Source organism: Maribacter aquivivus (assembly GCF_900142175.1).
Classification (GTDB): domain Bacteria; phylum Bacteroidota; class Bacteroidia; order Flavobacteriales; family Flavobacteriaceae; genus Maribacter; species Maribacter aquivivus.
On sequence record NZ_FQZX01000001.1, the window covers coordinates 1,586,514 to 1,600,124 of the forward strand.

The 13,611-nt window shown below is 34.4% G+C and carries 10 protein-coding genes; all 10 read left to right on the plus strand.

All coding sequences use genetic code 11. The features are described 5' to 3' along the window. The first annotated feature begins 1 nt into the window (after nucleotide 1). The 10 genes from sov to BUC31_RS06680 all read left to right on the plus strand — a co-directional run bounded on the left by sov (nucleotide 2) and on the right by BUC31_RS06680 (nucleotide 13,609). A complete protein-coding gene (gene sov / locus BUC31_RS06635) occupies nucleotides 2–7,180 on the plus strand; it encodes a T9SS outer membrane translocon Sov/SprA (RefSeq protein WP_073242376.1) in 7,179 nt (2,392 codons plus the stop codon). Between the two features lie 135 nt (nucleotides 7,181–7,315). Then, the gene (gene gcvH, locus BUC31_RS06640; protein WP_073242377.1) at nucleotides 7,316–7,696 is read left to right on the plus strand and encodes a glycine cleavage system protein GcvH; all 381 of its coding nucleotides are present in this window, start codon (nucleotides 7,316–7,318) and stop codon (nucleotides 7,694–7,696) included. A 37-nt stretch (nucleotides 7,697–7,733) separates the two neighbouring features. Beyond that, a complete protein-coding gene (locus BUC31_RS06645; protein ID WP_073242379.1) occupies nucleotides 7,734–8,081 on the plus strand; it encodes a VanZ family protein in 348 nt (115 codons plus the stop codon). 62 nt (nucleotides 8,082–8,143) lie between these two features. Continuing rightward, nucleotides 8,144–8,848, plus strand: coding sequence for an energy transducer TonB (locus BUC31_RS06650; protein ID WP_073242381.1), 705 nt, complete (start codon nucleotides 8,144–8,146; stop codon nucleotides 8,846–8,848). A 280-nt stretch (nucleotides 8,849–9,128) separates the two neighbouring features. Then, nucleotides 9,129–10,031, plus strand: coding sequence for a heme o synthase (cyoE, locus tag BUC31_RS06655; RefSeq protein ID WP_073242383.1), 903 nt, complete (start codon nucleotides 9,129–9,131; stop codon nucleotides 10,029–10,031). Between the two features lie 2 nt (nucleotides 10,032–10,033). Continuing rightward, nucleotides 10,034–10,615, plus strand: a complete 582-nt coding sequence (locus tag BUC31_RS06660; RefSeq protein ID WP_073242385.1) for a cytochrome c oxidase subunit 3 — start codon at nucleotides 10,034–10,036, stop codon at nucleotides 10,613–10,615. A 96-nt stretch (nucleotides 10,616–10,711) separates the two neighbouring features. Beyond that, entirely contained in the window at nucleotides 10,712–11,686 is a 975-nt protein-coding gene (locus tag BUC31_RS06665; protein WP_073242387.1) for a cytochrome c oxidase subunit 3, read from the plus strand. A gap of 53 nt (nucleotides 11,687–11,739) precedes the next feature. Then, nucleotides 11,740–12,123, plus strand: a complete 384-nt coding sequence (locus BUC31_RS06670) for a cytochrome C oxidase subunit IV family protein (RefSeq protein WP_073242389.1) — start codon at nucleotides 11,740–11,742, stop codon at nucleotides 12,121–12,123. 125 nt (nucleotides 12,124–12,248) lie between these two features. Continuing rightward, nucleotides 12,249–12,878 (plus strand): thioredoxin domain-containing protein, encoded by a 630-nt coding sequence (locus tag BUC31_RS06675; RefSeq protein ID WP_073242391.1) that lies wholly within the window; start codon nucleotides 12,249–12,251, stop codon nucleotides 12,876–12,878. Further along, nucleotides 12,878–13,609: an SCO family protein gene (locus tag BUC31_RS06680; RefSeq protein WP_073242393.1), complete on the plus strand. Its 732-nt coding sequence runs from the start codon at nucleotides 12,878–12,880 to the stop codon at nucleotides 13,607–13,609. Before BUC31_RS06675 ends, BUC31_RS06680 begins: the two co-directional genes overlap by 1 nt. Nucleotides 13,610–13,611 lie beyond the last annotated feature (2 nt).

The following is a 13,611-nucleotide window of genomic DNA, read 5'->3' on the forward strand; positions in this document are numbered from 1 at the left end:
TTTGAAAAACGGGGTAACTAAATTTCTTAAAATTTCTTTTAAGCACATCTTTGTATTCTTTATGTTTTTGGGTTCCATGACAACTGTTGTGGCGCAAGAAACAGAAGAACAGGAAATTGATTCGGTAAAAACAGGGTATGATCTGGGGAGAATTCTAATTGAAAATCCAGAAAGTATTGTGTCTAGGTATATTTATGACCCAGAACTTGATCGATATATCTATAATGAGAGTGTGGGCGATTTTAATATCGGTTATCCTATAATTCTTACACCAGATCAATATTTTAAATTGATTAGGGAAGAAGGAATAAAATCATATTTCAAAGAAAAATCTGACGCATATTCAGGTAAAAAAGAAGGTAGTGAAGAAGCTCGTAAAAATTTACTTCCTAACTTTTATGTAAATAACGATTTCTTTTCAACCATTTTTGGTGGTAATACTATAGAGATAATTCCACAAGGATCTGTTGCGATGGATTTAGGTGTTATCTGGCAGAAAAATGATAACCCATCTTTATCACCAAGAAACAGAACGAATCTTTCCTTTGATTTTGATCAACGTATTAGTCTTAGTATGTTGGGTCAAATAGGGGAGCGTTTACAGGTAACCGCCAATTACGATACAGAAGCAACTTTCGATTTCCAAAATATTGTTAAGTTAGATTATACACCAACAGAAGATGATATCATTCAATCTATAGAAGTTGGTAACGTAAACATGCCACTTAATAGTTCTCTAATTTCTGGTGCACAAAGTTTATTTGGTGTAAAAACGAAGCTGCAATTTGGTAAAACTTCGGTAACCGCTGTTTTTTCTGAGCAACGCTCGCAAAATAACACTGTGGTTGCGCAAGGTGGTGGTACATTAAATGATTTCTCTCTTACAGCTTTAGATTATGATGAAAATAGACACTTCTTCTTGGCACAGTACTTTAGAGATAATTATGATGAAGCACTTTCTTCTTATCCTTATATAAAGAGTCAGGTACAGATTACCCGAATTGAGGTTTGGATTACAAATAGATCTCAACAGACATTAAATGTACGTAACGTTGTGGCAATTCAAGATTTAGGTGAATCAGATATCACGAAAACTAGAGTTGGACAGAATAGCGGTAGTGGAAGCGGTTTCTTTAATAATCCTGCAGATTTAAGACCTAGAAACAACGCCAATGATTATGATCCCGCTTTGATATTGACCAATAATGGTGCGTTAAATGATAATATTAGGGAGATTGCAACGGTAGAAAGCGGATTCAATGCTGGTAGTTTCGCAGGAGGATACAATCCTAATCAAGGTTTTGATTATGCGTATTTAGAGAATGCAAGAAAGTTAGAACAAGGTAGGGATTTCGATTTCAATACACAGTTAGGTTATATTTCTTTAAACCAACGTTTAAGTAATGATGAGGTTTTAGGTGTTGCTTATCAGTATACATTTCAAGGTCAAGTATACCAAGTTGGTGAATTTGCAAATGGCGGTATTGAAGCTACTACAGTTACGCAGACTGTAAATACAGTTATTGAAAATAATACCTTAATTCTTAAACTTCTTAAAAGTAATATTACCAATATCACTGATCCTATTTGGGATTTGATGATGAAGAATATTTACGCAACTGGTGCATATAGTTTAAGCGAGGAAGATTTTAAAATGAATATTTTATATTCTGATCCTACGCCAAGAAACTATATTACTCCTATTGAAGAAGGTCCTGGATCTGGTTGGCCAGAAGGGTTGGAAGAAAGTATTCTTTTGAATGTCTTTAATTTAGATAGATTGAATGTTTATAATGATATTCAACCTGGTGGTGATGGCTTCTTTGATTTTATAAGTGGACAAACTATAGATGTGCAGAATGGTCGCATCATATTTACCACAGTAGAACCTTTTGGGGAGTCCTTGTACGAAAAACTACAGAATGGTAACAGTGGTCAGTATGATGTTACTTCTGGCTATAATGCGAACCAAGAGCAGTATGTATTTAGAGATATGTACTCTTTAACTAAAACAGCGGCACTTCAAGATCCTGAAAAAAATAAATTCATATTAAAAGGTTCTTATAAATCAGAGGGTAGTAATGGTATTTCTATTGGTGCTTTTAACGTACCTCAAGGTTCGGTAACGGTTACTGCAAATGGTAGAACCTTACAAGAGGGTATCGATTATACGGTAAACTATCAATCGGGTACCGTACAAATATTAGACCCTAGTTTAGAAGCTTCTAATGTGCCTATCAATATATCGGTAGAAAACAATGCGGTATTCGGACAACAAACACGTCGTTTTACGGGTGTAAATGTAGAACATCAATTTAATGAGAAATTTGTTTTAGGTGGTACATTGTTAAACCTTAACGAAAGACCATTAACGCAAAAATCTACCTACGGAGTAGAATCTGTAAATAATACCATATTCGGGTTAAATACTAATTTCTCTACAGAGGTGCCTTTCTTGACCCGTATGGTCAATAAATTACCAAATATAGATACTGATGTGCCTTCTAATATTTCTGTTAGAGCAGAGATGGCAGCTTTAATACCTAGTTCACCTAAAAATGCTGATTTTGAAGGCGAGACTACAACATATTTAGATGATTTTGAAGGAGCACAGGCACTGATAGATATTAGAGCTTCTCTTGGGTGGTCTCTTGCTAGTATGCCATTAGAATTTGGTAACTCGGATCAGCCATTTGGTAGTTCACCTGAAGACTTAAATAACCTATTGAACGGTTATGGTAGAGCTAAGTTGTCTTGGTATACTATAGATCCAATATTCTTTACCACACAAAGACCTGCTGAGATTAGCGATGATGATATTTCAACAAACGCTACTCGGAGAGTGTATATCGATGAAGTTTTTCCTGAGACTGATGTTGCTCAAGGGCAAACACAGGTACAGTCTACTTTAGACATGGTGTATTATCCAACCACTAAAGGTCCGTATAATAACAATCCTGATTTTGAAACTCAAGCGCCTACTGATAAGTGGGGTGGTATGATGCGTTCATTAAGCAGTACAGATTTTGAACAAAGTAATGTTGAATTTGTTCAGTTTTGGGTAATGGATCCCTATGTTGATGGTATTGCAAACGGACCAGGTGAATTGGTTTTTAACCTAGGTAATATTTCTGAAGATATTTTACGTGATGGTAAAAAGCAATATGAAAACGGATTGCCTGGAGTAAATAGTAATGATTTTGTTTCACCTACTTCTTGGGGTGAAGTACCAGCAACACAATCATTGGTGTATGCTTTTGATGCTGATGAGAATAATAGAGGTTTACAAGATATTGGTTTTGATGGTTTAGATGACGTACGTGAAGCTGATGTGTATACGAATAACGGTGGTGATGATCCTGCTTTAGATAACTACGGGTATTACCTAAATAGAGAAGGTAGTATTCTAGATAGATATATAGATTTTAATAACCCTCAAGGTAACTCACCTGTTACGGTGACCAATACAGATAGAGGTTCTACTACATTGCCAGATGTGGAAGATGTTGATAGGGATTTAACCATGAATACGGTTAATAGTTATTACGAATATCGTATTTCAATAAAGCCAAATACTACAATTAATGACGAGTATGTAACTGACATTATTGAAGGTACGGCAAGTGGAGATATTAGAATACCTAATGGCGACGATGTAAACTACCGATGGATCCAATATAAAATTCCGTTAAGTGACTTTACTGATGCAGTAGGTGGTATTACAGATTTTAGGTCTATTAGTTTTATGCGTATGTATATGACTGGGTTTAACAGTCCTACAATTTTACGTTTTGCTACTTTAGATTTAGTTAGAGGAGATTGGCGTACGTATACTAGTACTTTACAAGATAAGAATATTGATAGTGACCCATCTGATGATGGTACAACCTTAGATGTAAATACAGTAAATATTGAAGAGAATAGCAGTAGAACGCCAATACCTTATGTATTGCCACCTGGTGTTATTAGGGAACAATTAAATAATAACAATACCATTATACGCCAGAATGAGCAGTCTCTTTCGTTAACGGTGTCTAATTTAGAATCTGAAGATTCGCGTGGAGTATTTAAAAATTTGAATGTTGATATTCGTCAATATGAGAAAATGAAAATGTTCATACATGCCGAAAAAATTATAGATAGTGATTATGCAGATACTTCTACACCTTTAGTTGGTTTCTTACGTATGGGTACAGATTTTACCCAAAACTACTATCAAATAGAATTACCATTAGAGTTCACACCTTTTACTGCGGTTGCAGATGATGAGGTTTGGCCAGAGAATAATGAAATGAATATTCTTCTTAGTGATTTAACAAAGGTGAAATCGCAATGGATAGCAGACGGCGATCTTAGTGATGTTCGTTTCTTTGAAATTGAAAACGGCGAAGTTATGCCTGTAGGTGAGTTTGATGTTCGTACGCCTGGTAGAGTTCGTATTGGTATAAAAGGTAATCCTTCTTTAGGTAGTATACGTACTATGATGGTAGGGGTTAAGAATCAAGATATTTTACCGGCAAGAGGTGAGGTTTGGTTCAATGAACTTCGTTTAGCTGGTTTAGATAATAATGGTGGTTGGGCTGCAATTGCTGCGATTGATGGTAATATTGCCGATTTCGCCAATTTTAGTGCCACTGGTAGTAAAAGTACTTCTGGTTTTGGTTCTATAGATCAAATGCCGAATGAACGTGCTCGTGAAGATGTTATTTCATATGATGTAGTTACCAATGTTAATGTTGGGCAATTACTTCCTAAGAAATGGGGTATTCAGTTACCGTTTAATTATGGGATATCAGAGCAAATGATAACTCCAGAGTTTGATCCTGTATATGATGATTTAAAACTAGAAGATAGAATTGCGGCTGAAGCTACTCAAGAGGGTAAAGATGATGTTTTGGAGCAAGCTGAAGATTATACAAAACGGACTAGTATCAACCTAATTGGTGTTCGTAAAGACCGTGGCGAAGAAGCAGATGCTAACTTCTACGATATCGAAAACTTTACATTTAACTATAGCTATAACGAAACTGATCATAGAGATTTTGAAATTGCCGAGCTAAAAGAGCAAAATGTGAATACTGGTTTTGTGTACAATCACAGTTTTGAACCGGTAGAAGTTGCTCCGTTTGCTAAAAAAGATTCACTTTTTACAGGTAAATACTGGAAATGGCTAAAAGATTTGAACTTAAATTTGTTACCGTCCAATGTTGGTGTAACCTCTAATATTAATAGACAGTTTAATGCACAACGTTTTAGAGATGTGTATACTGATGGTGAAGATAGAATTTCATTACCAGAGTTGCAGCAGCGTAATTATTTATTTAATTGGCAGTATGCTATTAACTATAATTTGACAAAATCGTTGCGATTAAATCTTACTGGATCTAATAATAATATTGTTAGAAATTATCTAAACGAAAATGAGCCTTTAGAATCTGTAGATAGAATAAGAAATGAATTAGGCTTGTGGGACGGCTTTTTTGATGTAGGTGAACCGAATAGACATTCTCAACAAATGCAGTTGAATTATGAAGTGCCTTTTTCTAAGATACCTGCTTTAGACTTTATAAGTACGCAATATTCCTATACCAGTAATTTCGATTGGCAAAGAGGTGGTGATGCATTGTTTGAAGTAGCCGGTGAATATATTAATACGGTACAGAATGCCAATACGCATACGATAACATCGTCTTTAACAATGCAAAAGTTCTATGACTTAATCGGACTTAAAAAACGAGAAGCTCCAAAAGCATCTACTAAAGGTCCAATACGTAGAGATAAATCGGGTGCATTATCTGAAGATCAAGAGAAAATTAAAGGCAAGACCAGTGATTTGTTCAATACGGTTGTAGATGTGGTTACCATGGTGAAAAGATTAAACTTTAACTATAGTGAGAATAATGGTACTGTGCTTCCGGGGTATACGCAATCTGTTGGGTTCGTTGGTACAACTAAACCTACAATTGGTTTCTTATTCGGTAGTCAGTCAGATGTCCGTTACGAAGCGGCTAGAAATGGTTGGCTTACAGGTTTCGAGCAGTTTAATGAGCAATTCATCCAAAGAACAAATAAACAATTGAATATTACTGCAACTGCGCAACCAACTAAAGATATTACAATTGATTTGGTGGCAGACAGACAATATTCAGACAGTTATCAAGAGAATTTTAATGTGGTTGACCAAGAGTATAACCTACAATTAGGTAATAACTACGGTAGTTTTAGTATTTCAACAATGATGATTGGTACTGCTTTTGGTAAGAGTGATGAATTTGACTCAAGTACTTTTCAAGAGTTTAAAGACAATAGAATTACAATTGCTAATAGAATAGCGGTAGAGCAAGGTATACCTGTAGATGCGAATGGTGAGTTTCCTGAAGGATATGGAAAAACACAACAGAGTGTCTTGTTACCTGCATTCTTTTCAGCGTATACTGGGCAAGATGCTGAACGTGTAAACTTAGATACGTTTAGAGATATTCCAATACCTAACTGGAGTATTAAGTATACAGGTTTAATGAAGAGCAAGTGGTTTAAAAAGAAATTCAAACGTTTTTCTTTAAGTCACGGGTATCGCGCATCATATAGTATTAACTCATACCAGACGAATTTAGAGAAGGTGCAGTTGATCAATGATGGTCAAGATCCTGTTAATGCTGAGAATCTTGATATTTTACCAGATTTAATTTTAAACAACGTGGTATTAACGGATCAGTTTAATCCGTTAATTCGTGTAGATTTTGAAATGAAGAATTCTGTTAGTGTATTAGCAGAAGTAAGAACAGATAGAGCATTATCATTAAGTTTTGATAATGATTTAATGACCGAGATCAATGGAAAAGAATATACGGTTGGTTTAGGGTATCGTTTTAAAGATGTAAAATTTGTAACCAATATTGGCGGTAATAAAACAAGATTGAAGGGTGACTTAAACTTAAAAGCCGATGTAACCTTACGAGATAATATTACTATTATTAGAAATTTAGATATCAATAACAATCAAATAACTTCTGGTCAGAATTTAATGTCGTTGAAGTTTACAGCAGATTACGCATTAAGTAAGAACTTAAATGCATTGTTCTTTTACGATCATTCGTTCTCTCAATTTGCAGTCTCGACCGCTTTTCCACAAACAACTATAAATACCGGATTTACAATTCGCTACAATTTTGGTAACTAATACGGTTATTTTGTAAAAGTTAGTTACATATTTTATGTACTCTTCTTAAACATATGATAACGTTAATAAATGTTTTGATAACCTAATTTGAAAACTTTACATTTGCCGAAGTAAAAAAAATAATAAACAATTATAATGAATATACCAGCTGAATTAAAATATACGAAAGATCACGAGTGGGTTAAGATAGAAGGTGATGTTGCTACTGTAGGTATTACAGATTTCGCACAAGGTGAATTAGGTGATATTGTTTATGTAGAAGTAGATACCCTTGATGAAACATTAGATCGTGAAGCAATTTTTGGTACGGTAGAAGCTGTAAAAACTGTTTCTGACTTATTTTCTCCATTATCTGGTGAAATTGTTGAGTTCAACGAAGCACTAGAAGACGAGCCAGAAAAAGTAAATTCTGATCCTTATGGTGACGGTTGGATGGTGAAAATTAAATTTAGCGACGCTAGTGAATTGGAAGATTTGCTTAGTGATGCTGCATATAAAGAGACAATAGGTGGTTAAAAACACTATTTATAAAGTACTTTTCATAAGCTGGATGATGTTTGTAACATTTTCCAGCTTATTTTCTTTCTCGGGAATTGGTACCTCAAGATTCAATATTCCACATATGGATAAGGCTGTGCATTTCACGTTCTATGCCGTAATGGTAGTGCTGGGTTACTTGGCAATTCCTAAAAGCAAAGAAGAGGGTATTGGTAGGTCTAAGTTATTGTGGTACATAGTTTTATTTGCTGTATTGTACGGCATAATTATTGAAGTAATACAGCATGTAGCTACCGCTGATAGACACGGGGATCCGCTAGATGCACTTGCAAATTCTACCGGAGCGATTGTTGGAATGTTGGCTGTTAGATTTCTATTTTTTCGGGTGCCCTCGTTAAAATGAAAATTTTAGTTGCATTTTTATGGATTAATTAGTTAAATTAGCAATCACTAAATTGAATATATATGGAACCTAAAAAGAATCCAAAGGCGGATTTAACAAAGAACAGCAGTCTTTATTTCGTTATCGGTTTATTCGTAGTAATGCTATTTACTTTCGTAGCATTTGAATGGAAAACTTATGATGAGGTAAATGATTATGATATTTCTATGAATGTGGATGATCTTTTAGATGAAGAGGTTCCAATGACAGAACAAATCAAAACTCCACCACCTCCACCACCACCAGCTGCACCTGAAATTATTGAAGTTGTAGAAGATGAAGAAGAGGTTGAAGAAACTGTAATCGAGTCTACTGAAACTAGTCAAGAAGAAGAAATCGTTGAGGTTGACGATGTTGTTGTTGATGAAATTGAAGAAGATGTAGATGTACCTTTTGCTGTTATTGAAGATGTACCTGTTTTTCCAGGTTGTGAGAACGAGAGTGATAAAAGAGCTTGTTTTAACAAAATGATTCAAAAACACATTGGTAAAAACTTCCGTTACCCAGAAATTGCTCAAGAAATGGGTGTTCAAGGTAGGGTAAGTGTAATGTTCGTAATTCAAAAAGATGGTAGTATTGGTAACGTTAGAATGCGTGGACCAGATAAGAACTTAGAAAAAGAAGCTGCTAGAATTATTAGTAAATTACCTAAAATGACACCTGGTAAGCAGAGAGGTAGAGCAGTACGTGTTCCTTTTAGTATTCCAATTAACTTTAAATTACAATAGTATTTATTTACTGTTTTAATCATATAGAAAAAATCCCGAGCAATTTGCTCGGGATTTTTTTTTGCTTTCAACTTTCACTAGAGATTGATACTTCTATAATACGGGAGTCTTATCTAGATATTGAAAGTTGAAAACTACGTACTGTACCGTAATTAATTCAGTCATTTAATAGTAGTATTTGTAGTTTGGTTTTTAACAGGGTCAATAATACTAGAAATAAAGCTTTTAGGTTGCAGAAATATGACTTGGGGGTTATCTTTGCAGATCTATAAAAAGGAGTATGAAAACGGCTGTTGGTTCGGAAAAGGAAGGTGCATTTGCATTGATTTTTGCCGATTTTAAGGAGATTACCAAAGCTAGATTAGCTATTAGTGTCGTTTTTTCTTCGATAGCAGGATACTTTTTAGGCGCTTATGAAATACAATGGTTTCAAGTTCTGCTTCTTGCTTTTGGTGGGTATTGTATGGTTGGTGCCAGTAATGCGTATAATCAAGTTATAGAAAAAGATTTAGACGCATTAATGAAGCGTACTAAAAATAGACCTATTCCTACAGGTCGTATGTCCGTTAATACGGCAATGACTCTAGCTATTGTACTAACATTGCTCGGTATATTGTCTCTCTATCTTTTGAATCCTAAAACAGCAATGTTTGGGGCTATTTCTATATTTCTATATACCAGTGTTTATACCCCTCTAAAAACAATAACTCCGCTTGCCGTGTTTGTAGGTGCAATACCTGGGGCAATACCTTTTATGTTAGGTTGGGTGGCTGCTACTGATGATTTTGGTATAGAGCCTGGCACACTATTTATGATTCAATTTTTCTGGCAGTTCCCTCATTTTTGGGCATTAGGGTGGATGTTAGATGATGACTATACAGCTGGTGGATTTAAAATGTTACCTACAGGAAAGAAAGATGCAGCAACTGTATTACAGATAATAATGTATACTATTTGGATGATGGTAGTTTCAATAATTCCAGTTTTTGGTATTACAGGTAGACTACAATTATCAGTAGTTGCTGCAGTACTAATCTTTTTGATGGGCGCAGTTATGTTAGGTTTTGCATTTCAATTGTACAGAAAACGCGATAATGTTTCGGCAAGAAAATTAATGTTGGCAAGTGTCAGTTATATTACGCTGATGCAAATAGTTTACGTAATAGATAAATTTTTAGCTTAATTATGGATTTAACACAAGGTACGGCGGCAGAGAAAAATGCAAGAGCAAAGAAGATGATGCTTTGGTTTGGTATTATCAGTCTATTAATGGGTTTCGCAGGGTGGACAAGTGCTTATATAGTAAGTAGTTCAAGGGAAGACTGGTCTAGTGATATAACGCTACCAAATTCCTTTCTGTATAGTACTATCGTTATCATTATTAGTAGTCTTAGCTATATGATGGCAAAGAAAGCAATTAGAGAAGGTGAAAATGCAAGCGGTACTAAATGGCTATTGGCAACGTTAGGTTTAGGAGTACTTTTTATTTTTCTACAATTTTCGGGTTTTTCTCAATTAGTATCAGAAGGGTACTACTTTACAGGACCTACAAGTAGTATAAAAGTATCTTATGTCTTTTTAATTGCAATGGTGCATGTGGTGCATGTTGTGGCGGGTATGATATCTTTATTGGTGGTGTTATACAATCAAAACAAAGGAAAATATAGTAAAGAGAACTATTTAGGTGTTACCTTAGGGGCAACATTCTGGCATTTCTTAGATTTATTATGGGTCTATTTGGTGTTATTTATGTTCTTTGTGAAATAAAAAGAGTATCAAAGTCAGTTTTGAGTCAAATTGCGTTTTTAAATAGTTCAAAAAAATGTAAATTTGCTAAAGTTTTATTAAAACGATAATTAGTATATGAATTCTACGGTGACTACGGGAACGGAAACAAGCGTATGGGGTGGTGGCAATCAGCCTCTAGGAGCAAGCTACGGCAAATTAATGATGTGGTTTTTCCTTGTATCGGATGCGTTAACTTTCTCTGGATTTTTAGCAGCATACGGCTTTTCAAGATTTAAATTTATTGAAACATGGCCAATAGCGGACGAAGTGTTTACACACGTTCCTTTCTTTCATGGAAATTACCCCATGATTTATGTTGCACTTATGACTTTTGTTTTGATTATGTCATCTGTAACTATGGTTTTAGCAGTTGATGCTGGTCATAAAATGAAACAGAATGCAGTTACATGGTACATGTTCGCTACTGTTATTGGAGGTATCATCTTCGTTGGTTCTCAAGCTTGGGAATGGGGTACTTTTATTAAAGGTGACCATGGTGCTTTAGAAACTAAAGGTGGTAGAATATTACAATTCGTAAAAGCTGATACAGGTGAGAGGGCTTCGTTAGCAGATTTTGCAGCTTCTATACCTAGTGATAGAATTATACATGAAAGAAAAAACGGACTTTGGTTTTTTCAGGAGCCAACATTAACTAGTGTTTCACTAGAAGATGTAGTTGAAGGTTTTAAAGCTGATTCTAATATTTTGATTAGAACTGAACAAATTAATGAAGAAGGTGAGAAAACACTTTTAGATAGAAAAGCCTCATTAGCAAAATTGGCAGATGCAACACAAGTTGTTGAAGGTGCTAATTTGATTCATAATGAATATGGAAGTAGACTTTTTGCTGACTTCTTTTTCTTTATTACAGGTTTTCACGGTTTCCACGTATTCTCGGGTGTAGTAATTAATATCATCATTTTCTTTAATGTTGTTATTGGTACTTATGAGAGAAGAGGTCATTATGAAATGGTAGAGAAAGTCGGGTTATACTGGCACTTTGTAGATTTAGTATGGGTATTCGTATTTACCTTCTTCTACTTAGTATAATTCAATTAAGAAAAAACAGCATTACTGAAAATAGAATTTTAGATTAAAGTAAAATGGCAGACGGACATAAATTAGAAATTTTTAGAGGACTTGTAAAGTTCAAATCTAACACACAGAAAATCTGGGGAGTATTGGCTTTTTTAACGCTTATAACTGCAGTAGAAGTAGTTTTAGGTATTATTAAACCAGCATCATTAACTGATACCTATGTATTGGGTATGAAATTGATCAACTGGGTTTTTATTATATTAACCTTAGTTAAAGCCTATTATATTGCTTGGGATTTTATGCATTTACGTGATGAGAAGTCTTCATTAAGAAGAGCAATTGTTTGGACACCAATATTTTTGGTTATTTATTTGACATTTATTCTGCTAGTAGAAGCCGATTATATTTATAACGTATATAAAGATGGCTTTGTAAGTTGGAACTTCTAAGTTATAATTAACAGTATTAAGAGACGGTTTTATAACCGTCTTTTTTATTTTTGTATAGTTTGTAATTTATTGATTATATCTATTGTAACTTATTAAATAGTTTCAATAACTAGTCTTCCCCATTTATGAAAAAGACCTTTGTTCTTGTTGTCTTATTTGTGCTGCCAATTGTGGCATATTTATTCTTTGCTTCTGGTGTAACTAATTTTGGTAAGCTATCTCAGCTAACAAAAAATGTTCATGAAATAGATTTCTCTGATGAAGCTAGATTTAAAGGTAAAATTACCATATTAGGTTTCTTAGGTTCTGATGTTGAAGGTAGAAAAGGTAATGCATTCAATATAAATCAAAAGATATATAAACGCTTCTACGAGTTTAAAGACATCCAATTTGTTATGATGGTTGCCAACGATACAAAAGATGAAGTCGAAGCACTTAAAACGGAGCTGGCTACCCTTGCAGATAATGATAAGTGGAATTTTGTGCCTGCTGACGATACTCAAATTAAAAATCTTTTTAATAGTTTAAAAACTGACATTGTATTAGATACTAAAAATAGTACTCCGTATGTTTTTATAATCGATAAGGACTTAACATTAAGAGGTAGGTCAGATGATGAAGATGATGGTACAAAATATGGTTTCGATTCTAACTCCGTTTCAGATTTGAATAATAAAATGATCGATGACGTAAAAATCGTATTGGCCGAATACAGACTTGCATTAAAAAAGAATAATACTGATCAATCTAAATAATGAATAAGAAGTATACATATGTTTGGGTTTCGCTTATTGTCCTAATTTTTGGCATTATCGTAGTGCCAAGAATTGTAGAAAGATTGTCTTCTGGGTCTGTAGTTGAGAACGATCGTTTAAACGTTTCTGGTGAAAAGAGTAGCGATAAGCTTGGCTATATATTGTTAGATGGTAAGCGAAGAAAAGTGCCTGCTTTTGAGTTTATAAACCAAGATAGTGTTGTTGTTTCTGATGAAGATTATTTGGGTAAGGTGTATGTTGTAGATTTCTTTTTTACCAGATGTCCAAGTATTTGTCCTGTAATGACAACAAACTTAGTAGATGTACAAAAGTATTTTAAAGAAGCCGATGACTTTGCAATAGCATCTTTTAGTATTACACCAGAGTTTGATACACCACAGGTGCTAAGAAATTATAAAGAGAAATATCAGATTCAAGATAAAAACTGGAATCTAATGACCGGTGATCATGATGATATTTATGAATTGGCAAATGCTGGTTTTAATATTTTTGCAGCTGAAATGCCAGATGTTCCTGGCGGGTTTGAACATTCAGGTTTATTTGCCTTGGTAGATAAAGAAGGTTACTTACGATCAAGAATTGATGACTTTGGTAACCCAATAGTATATTACCGTGGTGCTATTTTAGAAGAAAAAGGAGTTAATGATCACGGTGAAACGGAAGAAATAGGGATTCTGAAAATTGACATTCAGAAATTATTAGAAGAATAAGT